The organism is Pseudoalteromonas sp. SG43-5 (assembly GCF_014164345.1).
Taxonomy (GTDB): Bacteria; Pseudomonadota; Gammaproteobacteria; order Enterobacterales; family Alteromonadaceae; genus Pseudoalteromonas; species Pseudoalteromonas distincta.
In genome coordinates this window covers 25,988-51,037 of sequence record NZ_JACJFA010000004.1, presented here as the reverse complement: position 1 = coordinate 51,037, position 25,050 = coordinate 25,988, and the positions used below count along the sequence as shown (strand labels likewise).

The 25,050-nt window shown below is 39.2% G+C and carries 22 protein-coding genes and 10 tRNA genes; 5 read left to right on the top strand and 27 right to left on the bottom strand.

Annotated features, from left to right (window positions below):
• Window positions 1-7: 7 nt before the first annotated feature.
• From csm6 to H5161_RS05660, 24 genes are all read right to left on the bottom strand, one after another.
• The gene (gene csm6, locus H5161_RS05775) at window positions 8-1,144 is read right to left on the bottom strand and encodes a CRISPR-associated ring nuclease Csm6 (protein ID WP_182768881.1); all 1,137 of its coding nucleotides are present in this window, start codon (window positions 1,142-1,144) and stop codon (window positions 8-10) included.
• A gap of 128 nt (window positions 1,145-1,272) precedes the next feature.
• Window positions 1,273-1,938, bottom strand: a complete 666-nt coding sequence (locus H5161_RS05770; protein ID WP_182768880.1) for a DUF6998 domain-containing protein — start codon at window positions 1,936-1,938, stop codon at window positions 1,273-1,275.
• A 17-nt stretch (window positions 1,939-1,955) separates the two neighbouring features.
• A complete protein-coding gene (locus tag H5161_RS05765; RefSeq protein WP_182768879.1) occupies window positions 1,956-3,197 on the bottom strand; it encodes an integrase domain-containing protein in 1,242 nt (413 codons plus the stop codon).
• 186 nt (window positions 3,198-3,383) lie between these two features.
• Window positions 3,384-3,473: transfer RNA gene (locus H5161_RS05760), tRNA-Ser, on the bottom strand.
• Window positions 3,474-3,649: 176 nt separating this feature from the next.
• The gene (nadA, locus tag H5161_RS05755) at window positions 3,650-4,690 is read right to left on the bottom strand and encodes a quinolinate synthase NadA (protein ID WP_182693277.1); all 1,041 of its coding nucleotides are present in this window, start codon (window positions 4,688-4,690) and stop codon (window positions 3,650-3,652) included.
• A gap of 141 nt (window positions 4,691-4,831) precedes the next feature.
• Window positions 4,832-4,907 (bottom strand) — tRNA-Lys (locus tag H5161_RS05750).
• A 63-nt stretch (window positions 4,908-4,970) separates the two neighbouring features.
• Window positions 4,971-5,046: transfer RNA gene (locus H5161_RS05745), tRNA-Lys, on the bottom strand.
• Window positions 5,047-5,130: 84 nt separating this feature from the next.
• A tRNA-Lys gene (locus H5161_RS05740) sits at window positions 5,131-5,206 on the bottom strand.
• 24 nt (window positions 5,207-5,230) lie between these two features.
• Window positions 5,231-5,306, bottom strand: a tRNA-Lys gene (locus H5161_RS05735).
• An 83-nt stretch (window positions 5,307-5,389) separates the two neighbouring features.
• Window positions 5,390-5,465, bottom strand: a tRNA-Lys gene (locus H5161_RS05730).
• 85 nt (window positions 5,466-5,550) lie between these two features.
• Window positions 5,551-5,626: transfer RNA gene (locus H5161_RS05725), tRNA-Lys, on the bottom strand.
• Window positions 5,627-5,710: 84 nt separating this feature from the next.
• Window positions 5,711-5,786: transfer RNA gene (locus tag H5161_RS05720), tRNA-Lys, on the bottom strand.
• A gap of 70 nt (window positions 5,787-5,856) precedes the next feature.
• Window positions 5,857-5,932: transfer RNA gene (locus H5161_RS05715), tRNA-Lys, on the bottom strand.
• Window positions 5,933-6,158: 226 nt separating this feature from the next.
• Window positions 6,159-6,908 carry a tol-pal system protein YbgF gene (gene ybgF / locus H5161_RS05710; RefSeq protein ID WP_033021320.1) on the bottom strand — a complete coding sequence of 250 codons (750 nt, stop codon included), beginning with the start codon at window positions 6,906-6,908 and terminating at the stop codon, window positions 6,159-6,161.
• A gap of 13 nt (window positions 6,909-6,921) precedes the next feature.
• Window positions 6,922-7,464, bottom strand: coding sequence for a peptidoglycan-associated lipoprotein Pal (pal, locus tag H5161_RS05705; protein ID WP_002960636.1), 543 nt, complete (start codon window positions 7,462-7,464; stop codon window positions 6,922-6,924).
• A gap of 34 nt (window positions 7,465-7,498) precedes the next feature.
• A complete protein-coding gene (tolB, locus tag H5161_RS05700) occupies window positions 7,499-8,857 on the bottom strand; it encodes a Tol-Pal system beta propeller repeat protein TolB (protein ID WP_138488837.1) in 1,359 nt (452 codons plus the stop codon).
• A 9-nt stretch (window positions 8,858-8,866) separates the two neighbouring features.
• Complete coding sequence (gene tolA / locus H5161_RS05695) at window positions 8,867-9,793, bottom strand: cell envelope integrity protein TolA (RefSeq protein ID WP_182768878.1); 927 nt, start codon at window positions 9,791-9,793, stop codon at window positions 8,867-8,869.
• 4 nt (window positions 9,794-9,797) lie between these two features.
• Window positions 9,798-10,226 (bottom strand): protein TolR, encoded by a 429-nt coding sequence (tolR, locus tag H5161_RS05690; protein ID WP_002960641.1) that lies wholly within the window; start codon window positions 10,224-10,226, stop codon window positions 9,798-9,800.
• The gene (gene tolQ / locus H5161_RS05685; protein ID WP_002960643.1) at window positions 10,213-10,917 is read right to left on the bottom strand and encodes a protein TolQ; all 705 of its coding nucleotides are present in this window, start codon (window positions 10,915-10,917) and stop codon (window positions 10,213-10,215) included. Before tolQ ends, tolR begins: the two co-directional genes overlap by 14 nt.
• Window positions 10,918-11,880: 963 nt before the next feature.
• Window positions 11,881-12,888, bottom strand: a complete 1,008-nt coding sequence (gene ruvB, locus H5161_RS05680) for a Holliday junction branch migration DNA helicase RuvB (RefSeq protein ID WP_002960645.1) — start codon at window positions 12,886-12,888, stop codon at window positions 11,881-11,883.
• A 7-nt stretch (window positions 12,889-12,895) separates the two neighbouring features.
• A complete protein-coding gene (gene ruvA / locus H5161_RS05675; RefSeq protein WP_002960647.1) occupies window positions 12,896-13,513 on the bottom strand; it encodes a Holliday junction branch migration protein RuvA in 618 nt (205 codons plus the stop codon).
• Between the two features lie 2 nt (window positions 13,514-13,515).
• Window positions 13,516-14,040: a crossover junction endodeoxyribonuclease RuvC gene (ruvC, locus tag H5161_RS05670; RefSeq protein ID WP_002960649.1), complete on the bottom strand. Its 525-nt coding sequence runs from the start codon at window positions 14,038-14,040 to the stop codon at window positions 13,516-13,518.
• Window positions 14,041-14,169: 129 nt separating this feature from the next.
• Window positions 14,170-16,671 (bottom strand): ABC transporter permease, encoded by a 2,502-nt coding sequence (locus tag H5161_RS05665; protein WP_182671772.1) that lies wholly within the window; start codon window positions 16,669-16,671, stop codon window positions 14,170-14,172.
• Entirely contained in the window at window positions 16,661-17,374 is a 714-nt protein-coding gene (locus tag H5161_RS05660) for an ABC transporter ATP-binding protein (protein ID WP_154903889.1), read from the bottom strand. Before H5161_RS05660 ends, H5161_RS05665 begins: the two co-directional genes overlap by 11 nt.
• Here H5161_RS05660 and H5161_RS05655 point away from each other — a divergent pair, their 5' ends adjacent.
• Both H5161_RS05655 and H5161_RS05650 read left to right on the top strand, forming a co-directional pair.
• Window positions 17,375-17,998 (top strand): arylesterase, encoded by a 624-nt coding sequence (locus H5161_RS05655; RefSeq protein ID WP_039490141.1) that lies wholly within the window; start codon window positions 17,375-17,377, stop codon window positions 17,996-17,998.
• Window positions 17,999-18,109: 111 nt separating this feature from the next.
• Window positions 18,110-18,186 (top strand) — tRNA-Pro (locus H5161_RS05650).
• A gap of 276 nt (window positions 18,187-18,462) precedes the next feature.
• Here the strand turns inward: H5161_RS05650 and H5161_RS05645 are convergent.
• On the bottom strand, window positions 18,463-18,711 hold the full coding sequence (locus H5161_RS05645; RefSeq protein ID WP_002960658.1) for a hypothetical protein: 249 nt from the start codon (window positions 18,709-18,711) through the stop codon (window positions 18,463-18,465).
• A gap of 92 nt (window positions 18,712-18,803) precedes the next feature.
• The gene (locus H5161_RS05640) at window positions 18,804-20,441 is read right to left on the bottom strand and encodes a cyanophycinase (protein WP_182768877.1); all 1,638 of its coding nucleotides are present in this window, start codon (window positions 20,439-20,441) and stop codon (window positions 18,804-18,806) included.
• 262 nt (window positions 20,442-20,703) lie between these two features.
• Here H5161_RS05640 and H5161_RS05635 point away from each other — a divergent pair, with 262 nt between their 5' ends.
• The 3 genes from H5161_RS05635 (at window position 20,704) to H5161_RS05625 (ending at window position 22,704) form a co-directional block, all read left to right on the top strand.
• The gene (locus H5161_RS05635) at window positions 20,704-21,291 is read left to right on the top strand and encodes a hypothetical protein (protein WP_182768876.1); all 588 of its coding nucleotides are present in this window, start codon (window positions 20,704-20,706) and stop codon (window positions 21,289-21,291) included.
• A 98-nt stretch (window positions 21,292-21,389) separates the two neighbouring features.
• Window positions 21,390-22,304, top strand: a complete 915-nt coding sequence (locus tag H5161_RS05630; RefSeq protein WP_182696233.1) for a zinc dependent phospholipase C family protein — start codon at window positions 21,390-21,392, stop codon at window positions 22,302-22,304.
• 1 nt (window position 22,305) lies between these two features.
• Entirely contained in the window at window positions 22,306-22,704 is a 399-nt protein-coding gene (locus H5161_RS05625) for a hypothetical protein (RefSeq protein ID WP_002960664.1), read from the top strand.
• A gap of 23 nt (window positions 22,705-22,727) precedes the next feature.
• Here H5161_RS05625 and H5161_RS05620 read toward each other — a convergent pair whose 3' ends face one another.
• Window positions 22,728-24,998 (bottom strand): EAL domain-containing protein, encoded by a 2,271-nt coding sequence (locus H5161_RS05620; RefSeq protein ID WP_182696234.1) that lies wholly within the window; start codon window positions 24,996-24,998, stop codon window positions 22,728-22,730.
• Window positions 24,999-25,050 lie beyond the last annotated feature (52 nt).

Genomic DNA, 25,050 nt, shown 5'->3' with positions numbered 1-25,050 from the left:
GCGAATATTAAGCCGTTATATTTATTTTTATATTATGTGTTACTGCACTTAACCAGTAGCTTGTTTCAAAGCTTTGGTTATTGGAGTCAATCGCTATTTTTTTAGCAAGCTCGTTGGGTAACGCCTTATTTATTTTACTCTTTATGCGGCTGCAAGTTTGCTGCACAAAGGTTTTTTCCATTACCTTTAAATTACTGTGAAAACCATCTCTAAAATCTTCGGGCTCTATGCCAAACGTATCGCGGAATATACGTAAATCACTACTATTTTGCTGTAAAAGCATGAGATATTCTTTGCTGTAACGCAAAGACTCTTCAAAATTACGACCCACAACTAGCTTTTTATGTTCACTTTGGCTGTATTGGTTTAACCATAAATAAAAGGCGGTTTCTTTTGCGGTAAGTTTAATTTCGATACCTGCAAAGGTGAGCGTTTTTGCTTTTGCGTTTACTTCAAGGGCTAAATCTTTTTTATGCGCTGAGTTTAAGCTCGCTACTGTTTGGCTAAACGATGCACTTTGCATATTTGCAATGAGGGTTTCGTCGATAGATTGGCGCATTCGTACAAAGGGTATTTCGGCAAGGGTTACCTTTGCATTAATACAGTTTACTTGCGTGCCATTTTTACCATCAATAATGTGGTCGTAAGGTGTTGGGTAGTAAAAGTCTCTAACAAATTCAAATTCGTTATTCACAAATACATGACTGAGCGAATCTTGCTCACGGCCTAATAATGACATGGCATAGCCTAAATAAAACGCCATTGTTTTACGTCCACCCGCAATCGATGCATGAATACTAATATCGTTTTTATTGGTAAGTTCAAACACTTTACGCGTAATAAAGTCTGCCATGTAGGTTTGTTCTATTTCAGATTTAGCATCATTAATAGGTTGGCCTTTGTCATCTTCTATTAGCCAAATATTTTCATCGGGGAGTTTAATGTTGGGAAGTTTATAATCTGCTATTAGTTTAGCTAAATGACCTTGCTCAAATAATCCATTAGTAAGCATTGGCTTTGTGCTTTTTGTTGTTATAACAAAAACCTCTTCGGGAATAGGCTTACCCTGCTGATAAAGTGCAAAAAGAGTTTCGGTTAATACTTGTGGGCTTGCACCAGTAACTATTAGTAGTACATTCTTCATCAACGATCCTTTTGTATGAGGAGTCTGCATAATACATAAATTACATAGTTAATGAAACTTGTTTAAGCTCAGTGAATTAGAGGCCTAATTACTTAGCTTTAAACTACTGTATATAAACAACGATAGCTTTAATTTAATAACTCTTTAATCAACACAGAACCTAATTGCCGTGTATTAAATGGATTTCCGTTGCCATTTAAAATTGAAACCCCTAACTCTTTAGCAATATCACGTAAGTAACGCTTGCTTGGTGTTACAAGCTCGTCATTTAAAAACACTTCAATAGTTCCGCTTTCAAGCTCTACTAATTTGTAGTTATTCCATGTTGCTTCTTTTACGTTTAGTAATACACGTGGCTTAACTGGTATGTTTATTAACTTACTCATAGCTATAGCGCTTTTACCTGTTGGTCCAATATTCATGAGTAGTTTTGCTTGTTCAGCAGTGCTATCTAATAAAGTCTCAACCTGCATTTCTTCAGTATTTATTCTTAAAATAATGATGCGGTCAACCAACGCTAACGTATTTGTGTTAAAGCTTATATGGCCGCTTGAGCCCATTTTAGCTGTTGTTTTTACCGATATACGCTCACCACTACTTGATACTACATCGTACCCCGCTTGGTTAACCTCTGTTGCCATACGCCCATTAGTTATAAGTGCGGCGTACAGTTCCCCTATTCTTCCGGTTAAATGTCTTAGCTCTGTTGCAGGCACATCCCAACTTAACTCCCTTTCTAACCAGCTCATTGCCTCACCCAATGACTGAATGATTTGCATTTGTGTTAAAGCCATTTTATATCCTTATTTTTCTAACCAATTTTTAAAAGGTGTTTATGCCCTGTTACCGACAGTGTACCCTGAGATGCTCGGCCTATATGGCCGCTCCACCAATTCATTAGCTCTCTGCGTTTTTCTATGTACTCAGCTCTATTATAAGCAGAACGAACTTGATTTTTATCTACATGCGCAAGTGCGGCTTCTATCACATCTGGGTTAAACTCATGCTCATTTAATGTTGTACTCCCAAGCGAACGTAAGCCATGGCTTACTAATCTACCTTCAAACCCCATACGTTTTAGAGCCATATTAGCTGTTTCATTGTTGATATGATTTCTAGGGTTTCTGTCTGACGGAAAAACAAACTCTCTGTGCCCTGAAATTGGTTTTATTGCCTCCAATAACTCTAAAGCCTGTTTTGATAAAGGAATAACATGCTCTCTGCGCTTTTTCATGCGTTCAGGGGGTATAGTCCAAAGTTTATTACCAAAATCGATTTCATCCCATCGAGTACCGGCAGCTTCACCTGGGCGCGTAAGTGTATGTAACTGCCATTCAATTAAAAAACGAGTTACGCGCTTAATTGATGCTATAGCAAGTGTTTGCATTAATTCAGGCAGCTCCTCTGGTTTTAACGAAGGCATGTTTTGTTTTTGCGGCTTTTTGAAAACCTCACTAATCCCTGCAAGTGGATTGGCATTAATGTAGCCACTATTAACTGCGTGTATCATGATCTTTCTTAAATACAGGCATAGCCGCTTAACCGTCTCTAAAGTTCCTTTTGCTTCTATAGGTTTTAAAATCTTAATCACTTGTGGTGCATTAATTTTACCAATGGGGTATTTGCCAATAACCGATAAAACATGCTTGTTTAACGATCGCCAAATATCTTCACCATAGTCTTTGGTTAAACTTTGTTTTTTAACCTCAAACCACTCTAGAGCGACTTTATTTAGCGTTAACTCTTCTTGTGCTCGTTTAAAAGCTAAGGTTTCGTCTCTATGTCCTTTAGGGTCAGTCCCTAGAGCAACCAACTCCCTGGCTTCTTGCGCTAGCTTTCTAGCATTAACAATAGATATATCGGGATACTTACCTAAGCCCATGTTAATACGCTTTTTTGTAATTGGATGATAGTAATTAAAGTTCCATAGTTTAGAACCGCTCTTTCTAACTTTTACTTGTAGGCCATTACCATCAGATAAAATTATATCTTTATCCTCTGCTTTTGCTTTCTTTAACGCTGTATCGGTAAGTTGCTTCGCTGATCTTGCCATAAAAAATGAACCCTACTCCAATTTAGTATTCTTTATTATGGCAGTTTATTAAAGGAATACCATATTAGATACTAAAGCTTTGAGCTTGGGTGAAACAGGATGGGACGAGATGACACGCTAAGTTATTGATTTTATTTTATTACAGGCACAAAAAAGGACGTCATGAGACGTCCTGATATTGAATAATGGTGGAGGGAGAGGGATTCGAACCCTCGTTAGGGATAAACCTAAACACACTTTCCAGGCGTGCGCCTTCAGCCACTCAGCCATCCCTCCACGGTGCTGCAATTGTGTAATGCAACAGCGCGCTATAGTATGAAATAGACCCTTAAGGTGCAAGGCATTTTTAAATTTGGGCCTTTAAATGCTTACTAATCAAGCAACACTTACCTATAGGCACAAAAAAACGGCTAAATCTAAGACTTAACCGTTTTTAATTTATACTTTAAAAGTTACTTAGCCATGCTCGCAGTAAACTCAAGCATGCGATTTAAGGATTTAAGTGCGCCTTCGCGTAAATCCATATCAACAAATACTTCTTTGCCTTTAGGGTCAATTAGGGCTTCCTCAATCGCTTTTAAGCCATTCATTGCCATCCAAGGGCAATGAGCGCAACTTTTACATGAAGCGCCCTCACCTGCCGTAGGAGCCGCAAAAAACTCTTTATCTGGACATAGTTGCTGCATTTTATAAAAGATGCCGCGATCGGTTGCTACAATAAACTTTTTGTTGTCCATTGTTTGCGCTGCTTTGATCAATTGGCTCGTAGATCCAACCGAATCGGCAAGAGCAACTATTTCTGCTGGTGACTCAGGATGAACTAAAACGCCTGCATCTGGGTGTAGCGCTTTCATGTCTTTGAGTGCTTTTGTTTTAAACTCGTCATGTACAATACATGCGCCATTCCACATAAGCATATCAGCACCGGTATTTTTTTGAATATAACTACCAAGGTGCTTATCTGGGCCCCAAATGATTTTTTCGCCTTGCTCATCAAGGTGCTCTACTATTTCAAGTGCACATGATGAAGTTACAATCCAATCTGCACGTGCTTTAACAGCCGTAGAGGTGTTTGCATATACAACTACTTTACGATCAGGGTGCTGATCGCAAAACGCAGAGAACTCGTCTATCGGGCAACCAATATCTAACGAACATGTTGCTTCAAGCGTTGGCATAACAACCGTTTTATTTGGCGTTAAAATTTTGGCTGTTTCGCCCATAAATTTTACGCCCGCAACAATAATCATATCTGCATCGTGACGTGCGCCAAAACGCGCCATTTCTAGCGAGTCGGCAACGCAGCCACCGGTTTCTTCAGCAAGTGCTTGAATTTCAGGATCGGTATAATAATGGGCAACAAGTACTGCATTTTTATCTTTTAGTAATTGTTTTATACGCGCTTTATATTCGCCTTGCTCGTCTTGTGTTAACGGTGCTGGCTTAGGGGGAAAAATATAACCTTCAGGCATAATAGTTTGAGCTAGACTCATGTTCTCGACCACTTATCTACAGTGCATTAATTAGGGCGAATTATACGAGAATATGAAAGCAAATAACAGCGAACTAGTAAGGCTGTTTATAAAAAATAAAGTGGGAAATTAAAAAAGAATATAAAGGAAAGTATTAGAGAGTGGTGGGTCATGATGGATTTGAACCATCGACCAATTGATTAAAAGTCAACTGCTCTACCAACTGAGCTAATGACCCGCTCTAATATAAATCTGCTTTGTAAAAAGCTTGCGTAGATCCGCCGATTAAACTGTCATAGAATGGTGGGTTATGATGGATTTGAACCATCGACCAATTGATTAAAAGTCAACTGCTCTACCAACTGAGCTAATAACCCGCTCTATGCACTTATTCAATTAAGAATGAAGCTTACGTATATCCGCCGACTGATGCCAAATTCTATTCACAAGGAATAAAAGAATGGTGGGTCATGATGGATTTGAACCATCGACCAATTGATTAAAAGTCAACTGCTCTACCAACTGAGCTAATGACCCGCTCTTATATAACTTTTCATAGAATGGTGGGTTATGATGGATTTGAACCATCGACCAATTGATTAAAAGTCAACTGCTCTACCAACTGAGCTAATAACCCGCTCTATGCACTTATTCAATTATGAATGAAGCTTACGTAAATCCGCCGATTGATTCCAAACCGTATTCACAAGGAATAAAGAATGGTGGGTCATGATGGATTTGAACCATCGACCAATTGATTAAAAGTCAACTGCTCTACCAACTGAGCTAATGACCCGCTCTATTGTTACGTTTAAATGTAACTTACTACTTTGCGTAAATCCGCCGATTGGAACCAGTCACTATTCACAAGGAATAAAGAATGGTGGGTTATGATGGATTTGAACCATCGACCAATTGATTAAAAGTCAACTGCTCTACCAACTGAGCTAATAACCCATTCCAGATACTAACTTATTACTAAGTTAAAACTTACGTAAATCCGCCGATTGATGCCAAACCGTATTCACAAGGAATAAAGAATGGTGGGTCATGATGGATTTGAACCATCGACCAATTGATTAAAAGTCAACTGCTCTACCAACTGAGCTAATGACCCGCTCTGACGTTGCGTTTTATAACAACTTAGTATTGTACGTAAATCCGCCGATAAAAGACCATTCAAAGAATGGTGGGTTATGATGGATTTGAACCATCGACCAATTGATTAAAAGTCAACTGCTCTACCAACTGAGCTAATAACCCGCTCTTTTTGTCGCATTTCGAGTGGGGTAACCATTCGTTTGCTGCGGGCGCTTATAATACTTATTTATAAAATGAGTGCAACCGAAATTGTCTCTTTTTTTAAGTTTTTATGTCTAGATGCACAAAATTAAACCGTTTGTGCTCAAACTACATGCAAATCCAAGATTCTTCGAGAGTTTCCATGTAGTTTGCTCGCCTTAACTAGAAATTTAATCGCTGGTGAACTTTAGTTTCCCAAACGATCAGTTGCTAGTTTTGCAGCGGTAGTACTTGGGTATTGATTGATAAGATCGCTCAATATTTTTTGTGCTTGCGCCGCTGAACCTTGATCTTGTAAAAGTGTGCCTAACTTTAGCATTGCATCTGGGCGTTTATTAGAATTTGGAAATTCGTTAACAACCACTTTAAAATGCTCCACCGCTTTTACGCCATCATTTTTAATAGTAAGCAACTGCCCTAACCAATAATGCGCGTTAGACGCATATACAGAGTTTGGATAGGTAGTTAAAAACGTTTGAAATTCAGGAATCGCTTGATCATAACGTTTATCTTTCATTATTAACGCAACAGCACGCTCGTACGCTTCATTTTCAGATAAGTCACTGCTGTAGCTCTGTGCATCGTTTGGCTGCGCCTGATCGACTACTGGAGCTGCTGTTGGCTGTGTATAAGCCTGGCTCACGCGGTTTTCAATCTCTTGATACAACTCACGCTGACGCTGCAGTACTTTTTCAAGTTTGTAGCTTTGCTCTTCAGTTACACCGCGAATTTGACTTACTTCGTCTTGTAACAAGTTAAGTTGTTGCTGTAACTCTACTTGTAAAAAGTTACGCGACTGCATCATATTCTCAAGCGACGCTAATCGCTTCTCAATACTTGATTGTGAACTTGCAGCTTCTGAAACAGGAGCGGGAGCAGCCATTAACTGGGTGCTCCCGCTCAATATCATGGCTGCCAAAATAATTTTCGGCTTCATAATATCTCTTATCTTAGTAAACTAGTACCGCACGGCGGTTTTTAGCGAAAGCTGATTCAGTGCGAGATTTAACCATTGGCTTCTCTTCACCGTAGCTTACCACTGACATTTGGCTAGCTGAAACACCTAAGCTTAATAGGTATTTTTCAACTGCTTGGCCACGGTGCTCACCTAGTGCAATGTTGTACTCTGGAGTACCGCGCTCATCTGCGTGGCCTTCAATTAGTACTTTAACTGATGGGTTTTGAACTAAAAACTCAGCATGTGCACGAAGTAAATCAGCGTACTTACCTTCAACAGTCGCTTTATCAAAGTCAAAGTAAATTACTTGCTCTTGACGTAGTGCTTCGTACTTTTGACGAAGTTGCTCTTCTGCTTGTTGCTCAGGAGAGATTGTAGCTACTTCAACTGTATCAGTGTTAGTTGATTGCTCAACAACGCCTTGATTTGATTGGTTTGCAGCACCTTCATCAATATCAGAAGATGAGCTACAAGCTGCTAATGTCATTACTGGCACAGCAATTAGCAGGCCTTTAAGTATTTTGTTAAGTTGCATTGAGTAGATTCCTATTTTGAGTAAACCAGTAATATTACTGTAAGTATGGCGACCAAGCTGGTGCCTTTACTTGTCCGTCTAGCACAGGTAACCGTGCTTTAAAGCGGCCGTCCATCGATACTAGCGCAAGTACCTGTTTATTATTATGGAGCGTGCTGTATATAATCATCGAACCATTTGGCGCTATGCTCGGTGATTCATCTAGGCGTGTTCTCGTTAATACTTGAAACGCACCTGTAGCCAGCTCTTTCTTAGCAAGATGGTACTGCCCGTTGGTACGGTTAACCATCACTAATTCTTTTCCATCTGGTGTTATAGAACCAGCAAGGTTCATATCACCATCAAAGGTGAGTCGTTGTGACCTACCTGTTTTTAAATTTAACTTATAAATCTGAGCATTACCACCCCTTTCAGATGTAAACACAATATCTTGGCCATTAGGGTACCAAGATGGCTCAGTATCTATGCTACGATGATTTGTTAAGCGTGTTTCTTTACGTGTAGCAAGGTCAAGCATGTAAACTTCTGTCGCACCCGTCTTATCTTTAGAAAGCACTAATAATAGCTTTTTACCATCTGGCGAAAACTGCGGTGCACCATTAATACCACGGTAGCTTGCTATTATTTCACGCTTACCTGTGTATATATCTTGAATGTAAATTTGGCTTTGACGGTTTTCAAACGTTACATACGCTAGTTTAGTACCATTTGGTGACCATGCTGGCGACATTAATGGTTCTTTTGAACGAAGTAATACCTGTTCGTTAAAACCATCGTAATCAGCAACGACTAGCTGATAAGGTTTAGGCTCGTTATCACGTACTATTACATATGCAATTTTAGTTAAAAACGCGCCCTTTTCACCCGTTAGTTTTTCATAAATAACATCACTAATGCGGTGTGAATAACGACGAAAACCACTCTCGCCAATAACACTTTCACGCGCTTCTAAAATATGATCTTGGCTTTTAACTAACTTACCGTTACTCATCATTTGCGTATTGCCACCGGTAATTTGGCCGCGAATCACATCAACTAATTCATAACGAACTAAATAACGCCCATCAGTTTGTTGTTCAACCTCACCAACAAGAACAGCTTCAACACCTTTATTAACCCAAGACGCATAATCAATTTCGCCATCTTTACTTGGCTGTTGCGGCATTTGCGCCACATCAACAGGTTTAAACTTACCACTGCGCATTAAATCGGCAGCAATAACACCACTTAGCTTTTCAGGAATTGGACCAACACCTTGGTATTTAAAAGGTACAATGGCAATAGGCCTTGCACCGTCTACACCTTCTGTTATTACAATTTCAAGCGCTGCATTAGCAACACCCGTAAACCCAAACAGTAAAACTAAACAGGCTATTTTTATTTTGTTGAACATATCATTCCTTTAAAATTCTGGCTTGATTGTTAAATTAATATTCTTAAGTTTTTCGAATACGTCTTTATCTTTAGATACCGGTAATGTGTCAGCCATTCGCACTGCTCTTAATGCAGCTTCACATACTAACTTGTCGCCACCTAATGATTTAACTTGCGTTACTAAACCATTAAAGCCCAAACGAATATTAACTCGGCACTGTTGGTTTTTCATTTTTTCATCAATCAGTAAGTTTTGCTGAATACGCGCCATAATTAATGCACGGTACTTATCAACTTCGCTCACCACTTGTTGCTGACGTATTTTACTACGGGCAGCCTGCTCTTTGGCAAGTTGCTCTTGTAACATTTGCTCTTGCATTGCTTGCTGGCGTTTACGTTCGGCCTCAGCAGCACGCTCTTTTGCTTCCTCTTCACGCTTTTTGCGCTCAGCTTCTGCTTTTTTAAGCGCTTCTTCTTCAGCTTTGCGTTTGTCAGCTGCTGCTTTTGCTGCGTTTTCAGCTTCTTGCTTTTGCTTTTCGGCTTGCTTAGTTTCAGAACGCTCTTTTTGCTGAATGGCACGTGCTTTTTTAGCTTCTGCCTCGGATTGCGCTTTTTCTTTCTCTTTAGCTTTACGCTCTTGCTCTAGCTTTTTAATATTACGTGCTTCTGATTCACGTTGCTTGCGTGCATTGGCCGCTCTGCGTTCTAAATCACGGATACGTTTATCTTCAGCACTTTTTTTATCTTTTTCTTTCTTTTGAAGTTCAGCAATTTTTTGCTCAACTTGTTTTTGATCAACTGTAACGGCTGATACCGCTTTATCTGGCGTAGGTATAGCCGAATTAAGCGTTACTTCCATTACTTTAGGTGTTGGCGGATGAATATTTGCAGAGGCATACAAAAATCCACCAATCCCTAAATGAAGTACTATTGATTTTACTACTGAACTATTCATACAGCTACTTCCCCTCAAAGGATTCAGTCATTAATCCTACTGATGGTACGCCTGCATTTTTCAAAAAATCCATTAGTAATAATACTTCTTGATACGACACCTTACCCGAGCCTTTAATCATTACCGGCACGTCAGGGTTTTTCATTAGCTGTAATTTTATAACCGCAGCCACATCAAGTGCTTCCATAGGCTCTTCAGGATCAGTACCTACACTCACGTAATATTTACCTTGTGCATCTATTGAGGCAATAATAGGCGGAGTATCTTTAGTATCAACTAAATCAGACTCTTCCATTTTAGGTAAATCAACTTTTACACCATGCGTAATAAGCGGTGCTGTAGCCATAAATATTATAAGTAGTACCAACATTACATCAATGTAAGGTACTACATTAATCTCTGCGACCGGACGGCGCTTTTTACGCTGATACATTCGCTTGTGCCTCTATTTGTGTAGCTGCTTGACGGTGTAAAATATTAGCAAACTCTTCCATAAAGTTAATATAGTGAGACTCAAGCTTTTCAACACTGTTTGAAAAACGGTTATAAGCAATAACAGCAGGGATCGCCGCAAATAAACCCATAGCAGTCGCAATAAGTGCCTCTGCAATACCTGGTGCTACCATTTGTAATGTAGCTTGCTTAACTTCACCTAGTGCAATAAAGGCATTCATTATACCCCACACTGTACCGAACAAACCGATGTACGGACTTATAGAACCTACTGTTGCTAAAAACGATAGACTAGATTCCATTTTCTCAATTTCACGAGAAAGCGCAACACGCATAGAGCGGTGCGTTCCTTCCATAACAATACTCGCACTTTGAAATGTATTCTTTTTATGACGAGCAAACTCTTTAAAGCCCGAAGTAAACAAAGCTTCAATGCCTTGAGACTGACCGCTGCGTGACGATATCTCGTTATATAATTTGCTTAAATCAATACCCGACCAAAACTTTTGCTCAAATTTCTTAGCATTTATTAGCGCATCCGATATTGCTTTTTTACGTTGAAATATAATTGTCCACGACATTACAGACATGGCAACTAGCCCTAACATTACTAATTGAACAAGCAAACTTGCTTCTAAAATTAGATCTAAAAAATTAAGCCCTGATCCCACGTTAAACTCCTAAATAATTTCAAAATACGGCAAATTGGTTAATTTGTGTAAATATGACCGTTTACACGGCCAAAAGTTGCATCTAGTGTATCTAGTCCATTTCAAGCTGACAACGGTATTGCTATGAATAGGCAACAAAAAACGTTAAAAAACAGCTTTAGTTGGCATTTCCCTTTGCCTCAGTATTTTATTTAAACTTTTAAACAAACTCGCTAACTATAAATATGCGTAAATATATACATGAAACGTCATAAAATGCGCCGTTTATTCAAAATAAGAGCATAAACACTCAAAACCTATAAGCCTCACCTGCACGTAATAGTAAAACTAATACCGAGCTATAACGAAATAAATTACTTAAGTTATAAATTTCATAAACTTATAAATTTAACGATTAATTAACGCACAAGATTCAAACAACAATAAAATTCACTAAATTAGTTTTTCTAATCTGAAAATACAAATTTTCTAGTTTGAACAAAAAAGTAAACTTACGTATTATTCTCCCATACCGAGCTAGCGCACTGAATGAGATAGTTTCATTAAGCCAAGTTCTTAGTAATAGGATATTTTATCGTATTACATTGTTTTACTCTTTCTGGATAAAACCAAATTTAGTAAAACGTAGTTCCCCTGGATTACTTCCTTCAACTTGTTGTTTGCCCGCATTTTTTGCGGGCTTTTTTTTGCCTGCAATTTAGTGCGCTACATATTTTATTTATAAACTAATAATTGCCCTACCTAATTTACAATAAGTAATTCGCTTACTAGTTTGAATGGTACGCAGGATAGCCTCGCGAGTCTTAACGCCCTGTGAATTAACAGTTAACTATAAAGCGTATTAGTATTTTGAAATAACATTTGCAACAGTGTGTTGAGGTTTTGAGTATAATAATTTGAAACAAAGGGATACTGAAACAATTACCTGCTGCGCTATAAACCACAGCAAGTAAAGTATATAGGCTAGTCTTTTTTAGGAAGTAAACCAAAGTGATGGTATGCACTGTCAGACACTATGCGCCCGCGTGGAGTACGCTGAATAAATCCTTGCTGGATTAAAAATGGCTCTATTACATCTTCTATTGTTTCGCGCTCTTCACCAATAGCAGCCGCTACATTGTCGAGCCCTACTGGGCCGCCCATAAATTTTTCAATTATGGCGAGTAAATATTTGCGGTCCATATAATCAAAACCACTTTTATCTACGTCAATCATATCAAGGGCTTGCTTAGCTACATCGGCGTTTACTGTGCCGTCAGATTTTACTTGAGTGTAATCGCGTACACGGCGCAATAAGCGGTTTGCAATACGTGGTGTGCCGCGCGAGCGCTGGGCAATTTCGGTAGCGCCATCGTCACACATTTCTAAACCAAGATAATGTGCTGAACGCCCTACTATGTGCGATAAATCTTCTACAGAATAAAACTCTAATCGCTGCACAATTCCAAAACGGTCACGCAGTGGCGATGTAAGCGAGCCTGCTCGTGTGGTTGCACCAATAAGTGTAAATGCAGGTAAGTCTAATTTAATAGAACGCGCAGCTGGACCTTCACCAATCATTATATCAAGCTGGTAGTCTTCCATTGCGGGATACAGTATTTCTTCAACTTGCGGGCTTAGCCTGTGTATTTCATCAATAAACAGTACGTCGCCCTCTTCTAAATTAGTAAGTAGAGCAGCTAAATCGCCTGCTTTTTCAAGTACAGGGCCTGATGTTGTTTTAATACTTACGTGTAATTCATTGGCTACAATATTTGCAAGCGTGGTTTTACCAAGCCCAGGTGGGCCAAATATTAATAAATGATCAAGCGCTTCACCACGGGTTCGGGCAGCTTCAATAAAAATTTCCATTTGCTGCTTAACATGAGGCTGGCCTCTGTAGTCGGCTAAAAGTTTTGGTCTTATTGCACGATCTATAGAGTCTTCATTTGTTTTTTCAGTCGCATCAATTAAGCGATCCGCTTCAATCATGGGTTACTCACAACATAGATTTTAAAGATTCTCTAATAAGAACCTCAGTAGACATATCGGGTTTACTTATCGATTTTACTGCTTTTTGAGCTTGTGGCAATTTATAACCTAATGCAAGCAGTGCCGATACGGCATCATCCGCTGCATTATTAGCAATTGTCGCATCGCTCATTGGCTCTATTACTGCGCTGTCGCTAAATGGCGTAAATAAATCATTACCCCAATCTTTTAGCCTGTCTTTCATTTCGAGTACTAAACGCTCGGCTGTTTTTTTACCTACACCGGGTAATTTAACAAGCGATGTTGAGTCTTCGTTATTTACACAACTTACAAATTGTTTTGCCGACATGCCCGATAAAATAGCTAAGCCAAGTTTTGGCCCTACGCCATTTGCTTTTAATAGCTCTCTAAACAAAGCACGTTCAACTTTATTATTAAAACCAAATAATAGTTGAGCATCTTCACGCACTACAAAGTGAGTGTAAACAATCGCATTTTCACCAATTTTTGGTAAATCGTAAAAACAGGTCATTGGCATTTGTACTTCGTAACCTACACCACTTACTTCGAGTAATATTTCTGGTGGCTGTTTTTCGACTAAAATACCATTTAAGCGGCCTATCATAATTATTTCCTTAAACGTCCTCTAACGGTTTTGCTTGCGCTGCCCGCTAGTTTAATTAAATTTTGTTCTGAGTGAGCGTGGCAAATCGCAATAGCGAGTGCATCAGCTGCATCGGCTTGTGGCGTACCAGGTAGTTTTAAAATATTTTTTACCATGTGTTGCACTTGAGTTTTATCAGCGCCACCGTTACCTACTACTGCTTGCTTAATTTGCCTAGCTGAATATTCAAATACGGGCAAGTCGGCCATTGCAGCACCTACAATAGCAGCGCCTCTAGCTTGGCCAAGTTTTAAAGCTGAATCGGGGTTGTGAGCCATAAATACTTTTTCAATGGCAAAGGTTTCTGGCGAAAACTGCTCAATAAGCTGTGTAATGCCTTGGTAGATCATTTTAAGCCTAACCGGAAAAGGATGATCGGCTAACTTAATACAGCCACTGCCTAAGTATGTAAATTTAGAACCTTGATGGGCAACAACACCATATCCGGTCAAACGTGAACCAGGATCGATCCCTAAAATGATGGCCAAACAGCGCTCCATTGTTATTATTTTTAAATTAAGCTAATAATGCCAGAGCACTGTATAAATTACCAGTACAAAGAAAAACAAAAATGCCCACGTACTAGGTGGGCATTTACAGAGCATGTTAGTTTAAGCTTACCCTAGGGCACGCACTAATCCTTGGGTATTTTGTTTAAGTGTTCGGGCAATCATTAAATAACCTAAACCTGCCACAAATACGCCGCCAGCTACCGGACCTATAATCCATATATGTGGGTGTAACTTACCTGCTAAATCAAACATTTGTTGCTGCACAATCAAAAGCGCTATATCACTAAAAAATGCAGCCACTAAACCAGCTAAACCGCCTAGTAATAAAAACTCATACAGGGTCGCGTTTTTAATTAATCGGCTTTTAGCCCCAAGCGTTCGCAGTATTACAATTTCTTGCATACGCTCACCTAAACTAGCTTGCACTTGCGATATAAGTACAAGCGCGCCACACAGCACTACAATTGCAAGTACAAAGCCAATGGCGAGCGATACTTGCGAAATAGTAGTTTGTATTTGCTTAACAAAGTTATCAATATCAATAGCTGTAATAGTAGGGTAAGTACGTAATAACTGGCTAAAATCACGCTTTTGGTCTGGGTTTATACGTACCGACGAAATATACGTTGCGGGAAAATCTGCAAGTACATCTGGGCTTAAAATAATAAAAAAGTTAGGTTTAAGCGTGGCCCAATTAACTTTGCGCACACTGGTGATTTTAGCATCGAACGACTGCGAACCAATTAAAAATGTTAGCGTATCGCCTATCTCAACATCTAAACGCTCAAGCATCGACTCCTCTACTGAAGCCTCAGCCATCGCATTTTCACCAAACCACGTGCCTTGTGTTACTTCATTTTGGTCAGGCACATCTTTAAGCCATGTAAGGTTTAGCTCACGACCAATACCTGCACGTGCTTCTTCGTCTTTTTTCTCGTTGTCTTGCAGCGATACAGAACGTGCTACCAGCTCGCCGTTTACCGCATTTACGCGCCCACGAATAGTGGGATAAAACTCTGATACCTGAATATCTTTTTGAGCTAAATATTCATTAATTGGCTCAAGCTCATTTTGCGTAATATTAACCAAAAACGCATTAGGCGCGTCGTTTGGAAGCTGCGACTGCCAATCAGATATCATGTCGTTTTTAAGTACCACTAAAAACAGCAGTAATTTAATTGCTAACGAAAAACTAATTAACTGTACCGCGTTCACATTGGCACGCTTTTGGATAGATGCAATTGCAAGCGACCAACTATTACCTGGCTTTAATCCTAGCTTTCGACCACCACCAAATATTAATTTAGATACTAAAAACAGCACACCAATTAGCGCAAGTGTTGATATAAACAAAATAAGCGTTATTTTTATGTTGTTACTAAATAACCACATTAATAAAAACACAGTTAGCGCACTCATACCTAAATGCACACGACTTACAGCCAACTTGTCACCTAAGTTACGGCGCAGTACTCTAAGCGGTGGAATATCAAATAAATCAAATAACGGTTTAATAGAAAACATAACGGCACAAATTACGCCAGTGCTTATAGCTACCAGCCAAGGTTTAAAGCCACCTAAAGGCAGCTCTGTGCCCATACTTTTTGATAAGTAACTTGTTGCTATTTCTTGCAAGCCATAACCAATTAACAGCCCAATACTTACCGCCATTGCACATACAAGCAATAAATGGAGCATGTATATTTTGCGGATCATTGAACGGCTACCGCCTAGCGTTTTCATCATCGCTACTGGGTCGTATTGGCGTTCACAATAACGTTTTGCTGAAACAGCTATAGCCACTGCGGCTAAAATAATGCCCAGTAAACCAGCAAGTAATAAAAAGCTCTCAGCGCGGTTTAAGCTGTTTGAAATGGGTGATTGGCGGTCTTTAACGCCATACCATTGTTGGTTTTCTTTCATTTGTGGTTTAAGCCACTCGTAAAAGCTATTTATGTCGGCCTCACTACCTGCATAAAGTTGGCGGTAATAAACTCGACTACCCGGCTGCACAACTTCAGTTTTTGCAACATCGTCAATATTAATAAGCACACGACGGCTACTTGAAAATACATTAAATGGCGCGTCTGGCTCTTCTACAATAACTTTTGAAACATTAAATAATGCCGCGCCAAGCTCTACTTGCGCGCCTATATCAATATTTAAACTGTAAAATACCGACTCACTTAGCCACACATTACCCGGCGTTGGCCCGCTATTAGCAACTTTAGTTTCACCGGTTAGGGTATCTTTAACTTTTAACTGCCCTTTTAGCGGGTACGCATTAGATGCCGCTTTTACTGAGCTAAACTGCATTTCATCATCGGCAAACAACATAGTGTCGAAATACACCATTTGCGCCGTTTTTAAATTTTGGCTCTGTGCTTGAGTAATAAAAGCGGTGTCCAGAACATGGTCGCTTGCAAGTACACGGTCTGCTGCAATAAAAGCACTGCTTTTTTGCGCAATACTTTGCCCTATTCGCTCAGTAACCATCGACAGTGTAAGCACGGTTAAAACAGCAAGGGCGATAGCTGCGCTTATAACCGTGAGCTCACCACGGCGAAATTCTCGCGAAAATAACTTAAGCGCTAACTTAACCCACATTAGCAACGTCCTCTACTTGGCTTTTTACCAGTAAACCCGCTTCTATTTGAATAATGTGCTCACATTTTTGTGCAAGCCCTTCATCGTGAGTTACCAAAATAAGCGTAGTACCGTGCTGAGTATTTAAATCAAATAATAAGGATTCAATCATTTTACCGTTTTTGCTGTCTAAATTAGCCGAAGGCTCATCAGCAAATAGTATTTTAGGTGTACCAATAAATGCTCGCGCAATAGCAACACGCTGCTGTTCACCGCCAGAGAGTTGCGACGGGTAATGATCAATTCGATGGCTCAAGCCTACTTTTTCAAGCAAAGCAATTGCTTGCTCTTTTGCATCACTTTCACCAGCGAGCTCTGCTGGTAGCATAACGTTTTCTAGTGCCGTTAAGCTTTGTACTAACATAAACGATTGAAACACAAATCCAATTTTAGCCGCGCGCAGTGCAGCACGCTCTTCTTCATCTAAATTGTGTAATGGTTCACCATCTAAAAATATTTCGCCGCTGCTTGCGGTATCCAGCCCCGCTAATAAACTGAGTAACGTTGATTTACCAGAGCCCGACGTGCCAACAATAGCAACAGACTCACCATGCTTGACATTAAAGCTGATGTCGCTGAGGATGGGCAGCTCACCTTCAAAGGTAGAAACTATTTTAGACAAACCATTAACCTGAATTATATTTAATTGAGAAAGCGCTGACATATGACTCATTCAATCCTTCGTTTAGTATTCATTTTATTTTTAGTTATCAAACCGCTGAGCGCAGCAGCCGACAACACGATTTTAATACTCGGTGACAGTTTAAGCGCAGCCTACGGACTTCAACAAGAAGAAGGCTGGGTAAAATTGTTACAAGATAAATACGATGACGAACAAGCCGACATTGAACTTATCAACGCCAGTATTAGTGGCGAAACATCTGGTGGAGCCCTACGCCGTTTAGATGCATTGCTTGAGCAATACGAACCCACTCATGTACTTATTGAGCTAGGCGCTAATGACGGTTTACGTGGTTTCCCCGTTAAAAAAATGCAAACTAACTTAACGTCTCTTATTCAAAAAAGCCAAGCAGCTAATGCGATGACCGCCTTAATGGAGATTTACATTCCCCCTAATTACGGCCCGCGTTACAGTAAAATGTTTACTGACACTTTTTCGCGCGTTAGCGAAGAAACAAATGCGCATTTAATGAACTTTTTTATGCTCGATATTGCCAGCCAACCTGAGCTAATGCAAAACGATAGTTTACACCCTAACAAAAAAGCTCAGCCATTAATACGAGATGAGATGTATGACTCGATCAAAAAGTGGCTAAATAAAGACTAGCTAATTAATACACCGCAAGGGCGCCTTTTTAGGCCTCTTGCGCAATAAACACCCAAACAAACAATCGCTTATTGATTTTTAAAAAAATACACGTACTATTGCAAACAACGTCGGTATGTAGCGCAGCTTGGTAGCGCACTGTCATGGGGTGGCAGGGGTCGAGAGTTCGAATCTCTCCATACCGACCAATTAACTACACCTATATCAATAAGTTAAACTTCTCTTCAAAATATAGCCAAAATCCATCTGTTTTGATTCTACAATTTATCCGTAGCACTATCTTATTTAACTAAGCGCACTTAATAAAACTGAGTTTAGCTGGCTAGTTTTGTGGTTTTTGATGGGGGTTGTATTTAATTGTTATTAACTTGAAGTGGCCTTTGTGGAATCTATATGAAGGCATTTGATTTCAATTTATTGAAATTAAAATAAAAAAGCGCTCTAAGCGCTTTTTTATTAAAGTACTAGTGCTTGCGCCCTACACCATTACGTACCATATCTTGCCCTGTTTGGAATACATCTTCTGTAATACTGCGCGCTAAAAGCAGCTTTTGTTGGTCGTCAAACACGGCTACAAAACGACTACCATCACTATTGTTTGTTGCCATACCAACGCCCGAAACACCCTTAAGGCCAAGACCGCCGTTTTCTACATTTAATAAAAAGCTTTCTAATTCGGCTAGACTAGAAATTACATCATTTTCTTTATTCATTTTAACACTCTTTTAGTAAGGCTTTTAAATCATTATGGTGGCTATTTTATATAGAAGAGCCAAAAACTTAAACCCTTGGCTCAGGTTAGTCACTAAATCGACTTTATAGCTAACTCTAAATTGCTTAGCGCACAACCAAACTCTTTTGCATTGATGCGATGATACTGCGTGTCACTCGTTGCTGTAAGGCTAATTATAAACTCGTCTTGTTGGGCTACCGCACTTTGCTCTTGGCTTAAACACATAGCTTGAGTAAGTGAACGCAGTTTTGAATTTGTTAAAATTGAGCCAAAACGCTGCACTGGCAGTGGAGGTATTTTTATAGCGGGTAACGCTTCATCTATTGTGCGTGCGCTTAAGGTAAACGTGTTATTGGTAATTTCAATTACACTGTTTGTAGGCCAGTACGAATAGCTATAGCTCTTACTCTCAGGTTGGGCTTTACCTTGGTTAGCCAAATGCACTACACCACTTTTGCCTATTACGGTTATTAAACTACCTTCTGGCGATTTAATAACAACTAAGGCTGTATTTTCATCAATACCAAATCCATGTTGAATCTCTGTTTTACTATTTTTCACTTCGTTTTTATTTAGCGTTGCTGCAAGCCTAAATGTACGGTTTTGTTCGCTAAATTGAATATCTAGTACACCAAAGTTAAAACTGCCCAGCCCACCAGCATTAGTGTTATTTTCACTTTTACGAAGTGCCTCAAGGCTTGTCGTATTTGTAAGCATGCCCGTCACTTTACTTTGGATTGCTGCGCCCGCTCCTTCACCTACAATTACTGGGCGAGTTTGCAATGCTTGCGTCCACGGGTATGGGTTATTGTTTTGATCAAATAATACCTTATGAGTTAATGCTGCATTACCGCTATTAAACATCACACCGGTACTATTTTTAATAAGTGATACAAGTGCATTAGTGCCATTTTTACATAAAGCGTATTCGGCCTTTGTGCGATCGGGATAAATCACTTCACGGTTATACACATTCATTAATGTATTTCTAAGCGCTGGTAATTCATCGCACGAGTTACTCGTAATCGCTTTAGCAAGCGCTGGCGTTAGTGCTAACCATTGAGTGTTTATATTTGATTGTGCCAAAAGACTTTGCGCTACATCTGCCGACTCATAAGGGTCGCGGCTCGAAGCCGTAATAGCAAGCATGGTTGGTTTTGCGTTATTAACTTTTAAACTGCCCGACACAAATTGTAAAATATTATTAGTCGCAACCTCATTATTAAAATCGGTATTTACTTGCTCTTTTAAACGCTCACCGTTTTTATTAAGTAGCGGTACTTCTAGCATATCAAATACAAAGTTGTACTCTTGCTGAGTTAGACTTTCTAATTGCTGATTATTTATATCGCGCCACTGCCAGAGTAAATCTGTTTTTGATACGCTATTTGACGATTTACTTTGTATGGTTTTAAGTGTTTTTAATACAGCCGTTTTTGCCTCAACATTATTATTAGGCCAATGCTGCGCGATGTTTTTTATTTGAGAGCTGCTAAGTGTATATAAATTATGTGACTTACCATCAATAACAGCCTCTTTTTGGCAATTATTAAGCTTGGCGCTAGTACAGGTAGTAAGCTCTGACCCCACTAAAATTAAAGTTTGGCTTTGCTCTTGAGCCACTGCATTTATTGAAAAACCGGCACCGAACAATGCCACTACCATACCCAGTAACTTCGGCTGTTGATCACGTAAAAATGCACATATCATAATGTAAACTCTAATATAAATAATAAAACTAATGTGCTGTAGTTTAACAGCTAGCCACTTGCGCCTAAATATATTTTTATAAATGTTAAATAATTCAAGTCTCTGAAAAACGTTCGGGTTAAGCACTGCATTTAAATACATTGTTTAGTTTGCCCCTCTGTCTTTGTAAATATTATCTAAACAAATTTAAACGGAGCATTTATTGACCAATTTCATTGTTTAAATTACGGTGGTGAATTATTTTATGTAACTGGGGTGAAATATGGACTTTTCTAATGAAGAGATAAATTTTTTTGCTGAGTTATTTAAGCCCAATACAAAGTCACATGCTCACAACAGTCACGTTTTAACGTTACAAAGTTCAGTACCAGCCAATATTGCTCACTTACTTAGTAGCGCTAATTTAACCCTGCTCGCAGAGGTTGCACACTATCAGTTATGGTTTCCGTTGGACTTGAAAATTGATAGCGCCGGTATAATCAAACCGATTTTAACCGCCCCCGAAGTAATAGACACACAAGGCACGCTGCGCAGTTGGCGCTGGAGTGAGCTAAATATTAAAAGCCAAGGGTTTAAAATTGAATCAATATCAAACACGGGGATGTTTTTAAAACCCCTCAGAAAAGGTAACCATTTAAATAAATCGCAGCACATGGAATTTCTTTTACCTAACAAACAAAGTATTTCGATGGAAATAGAACCCGTAAGGCAAAGCACGCAAGGTATAGCCGCTAAAATAACGCAAATTCATAGCGGTCAAGAGCAACTAAGAGCTTACCTATTTGAAGAACATAAGCGTCAACATGCTAAATTATACGAGAATGGCCAATTAGTTGAGCAGATAATTTAATAGGTGTTTACCCCGCTATACTTGCATTTAGTTGGCTTTATTTAACCCCCTCTCAATGTTAATCTGTACCCTTATTAATAAATCATAAGGATATGACAATGCCAGGTGCTTTTGCGCACATCACTGCTGTTAATATTGCAACGCAAACCAAGTCACTCGCTAAAATGGATATGCCTAAAAAAGCAAAGCTTATTTTAAGCCAACGCCAAGCATACCTTGAACTAGGCTGTGTAGCCCCCGATTATCCTTACTTAGCTGTAGCGCAGCCTAGCCAAAATGCGTGGGCCGACCTAATGCACTATGAGCACACAGGCGATTTACTTAAAGCAATGATTGAATACTGTAAAACACTTGAAGGTGAAGCATTTGAAAAGTGTTTTTCCTGGTTATGCGGTTATATGGCCCATGTTGCTGCAGATATAACAGTGCATCCGGTTGTTGAATTAAAAGTAGGCCCTTACGCGCAAAACCAAACGGCGCACCGTACCTGCGAAATGAATCAAGACGCGTTTATTTGGCAACGTTTAAACTTAGGTGAGTTAGGTTATGCTGACCGCGTGCAACAAAATATTGGATCTTGTACTAACAAAGACGATAATTTTGATACCGATATTGCAAAAATTTGGCGACATGCTTTATTAACGGTTCACCCAAGCTACGCAGCACAACACGCTCCTAACTTTAATTCATGGCATAACGGTTTTCAGCTTGTAGTAAATAATGTTGAAGAAAGCTATCGATTATTTGCCTGTGCACGCCATGTTGCTGCTAATTTAGGCTTGTTTTATCCTCGCCCAAACGAAGTAGACCCCACTTTTATTGAACATCTAAAAACGCCGCACGAGCCTATGCATTACAACGATATTTTTGACTTTGCCGTTAGTAACATTCAGCACTACATAACCATTATTGCCAATGCCGTATTTTTAGATACTGATTACAGTGCAATTAAAAATTGGAACCTAGATACAGGCTACGATGAACACAACACGATGACGGTATGGAGCCAATAAAATGAAACACTTACTTTATATAAGCCTCATAGTATTACTTAGCGGTTGCTACACTCCTAAAAAAAACAATCCAGAAGTGATGGCCGACTTAGCCTCACAATTAAAAGATATTGCTACAGCCGTTGATGGCACACTAAAATTTAGTGAAACATCCTATTCAACAACTGATGAGTTATTAAAAGCCGCTGTTAATAACGATTTAAGCAAACTTGCACCTTTTGGGGAATACACGCTTATTGTAAACGTACAAGATGATAACGCAGTGCTACTTTTATGTGATGCCAATACGGCTTTAATTGAAGATGCAGGCTGTACTGCTCAATCAGATATACAGCATTGGGGAGCAGGAGTTATTCATCAGTGCGAAATAACTATAAACGCCCAACAGCTCTGTAACTAGGTAATAAAATACCTGCTATACATTTAAAGTTGAGCCGTCACCTCTTTGGGGTTAAACACTAAGCCATGGCGGCTAACATGCTCTGCAAAATTTTCGGCTGACATTGGTTTCGCAAAGTAAAAGCCCTGAAATTCTTTACACCCCATTTGCGCCATTATTGCTACTTGCTCTTGGGTTTCTACTCCTTCGGCTACACACTTAATATCAAGCTCTTCACACATAACGTGCACCGCTTTAACTAAACTTTTTTGACGCGTAGAGCTTGTTACTTGGCTAATTAATGAGCGATCTAACTTGAGCTTGTTAATAGGGTAATCGGCAAGGCGTGCAATATTAGAATACCCCACTCCAAAATCATCAACCGAAATAGTAAAACCCCACGATTGCAGTGTTTGCATAAGCTTTAGCGAATGCGCTTGGTTTGCCTCAAGAGAGGTTTCAGTCAGTTCTAACTCTATTTGAGGTGGCTTTACGTTGAAGTCGGCAAGGTATTTAACCAGTTTTGACATAAAATCGGTTTGGCTAAAATCAATTAGAGATATATTTATTGCCACCGGCACACTCGGTAAACCCGCCTTAGTCCAATTGGAAATTTGAGCGCAGACTTTTTGAATAATCAGATCGGTTAACCTACTGACCATTCTGTATTCTTCGGCAATAGGAATAAATACCACTGGCGACACATTACCTAGTATAGGACTGTTCCAACGCGCTAAAGCTTCAAGCCCTATACATTTACCCGTTGCATCTACTTTAGGTTGATAGTGTACCGACAAATCGCCCTGCTGAAGCGCTTCATCTAATAACATCGAAATTTCGTATTTTTCGATAAAAGCTTGTGATTGTTTTTCGTTATAACCACTTAGAGGCATATTACAGTTTGCAACTTTAAGTGCTTCGCACGCATTGCTAAGTACTGTTGTGCTGTTTTTTCCGTGATCAGGATACTTTGCAAAACCAAATAAAAATGATTGCTGACACTTAGTGCCAAACACATTATAAGTTTTATCTAATGTATTTTTTATTTGCATTAATAGCTTATCTTCAAGCTCGTTTTGCGAGTTTGCGCCAATTATAAAAGCAAGCTTTCCTACTCCTATATGGGCACACAACAACGGCCCATCTGCCATCGCCTTTAAACGCTTGTACGCGTTAATAAGTAATGCTTGAGAGTCGGCTTTAGTGAGCTTTAAATTTAAGTATTCACTATTTGCACTTTGGGTAACAACGATAAAAAAACCTTTTTGGTATTTGCTTGTTAATCTGTCGCATTGCAGCTCAAACCATTCTCTATTAGGTAGTTTTGTTTGCGAGTCTCTAAAGCGTAAACGTTTATTTTCTTGTTCCATCATCGATAAATTTTGTTTAATGAGCTGTTCTTGCGTGCAATCGTAAAAGTCGTATACACGGTAGTTAGTACTCATTGTTATTTGTTGGTAGCAGGCTTTAAAATAGCTTTTTTTGTACTTCACAATTTTATTTTGAGCATTAGGGGCGTCAAAAACTAAAGTAGGAAATAAATGAGAAAGGTTAACGCATTCTTCTTTTAATTCTTTTTTTATACCAAACATATCAATAGCGTGTTGATTAAAATCAGTAATGACAAGATTTTCGTCAACAATAATTTTGGCTTTATTTGATTCGGTGAACAGGCTTCGATAAAGCTCATTTTTATCTTTAAGGTGTGTATTAGCGCTTATCATTGTTTTGTTTAAACGCTTAGCAGCCACAATTGTGCGTGCCACAGCAAGGGGAATACAAATGTTAAAAAATAAGAATATTAGCCCTGTAATGTATAAGCTGGCATCGGGAAGTTGCTGAGCAATGCCAGTTAAGCCCGATACATCAACGTTATTGATGATCATATAAAACGGTACAATATTTAATACGCCATAAGCAAGGGCTGTTCTATAACCAAGTAGCATAAGTGCGATTATTGGGCAGGAATACATATACATAGAGCCCACTTTAGCAAGCTCTAGGTCTGTTAAAAATAAGTTCATTGACACGCTAGCAGCTACAATGGCTATTAAAAGTACATGCGCGCTGAAGTGATAAAAACGCTTACTTGCTATAAGCAAACCGCATACAGTCGCAAAAAAACTGCTTGTTAATACAACAATATAAATTAAGTTAAACTCAATAGCGCTTGCGTACGTGTGGCACACCACAGCAAAACATAACACCATTACTAATGATAGAATAATGCGCAGTGCACTTACTCGCCAATTAGCAACCTGATCAGGGGCTGAATAGTGATCGTTTAATAAAAAGAACCTATTGAAAAAATGCATAATAAACAACAGTTAAAGCTCATTCTTCTATTAGACATTGATAACTTGTTAA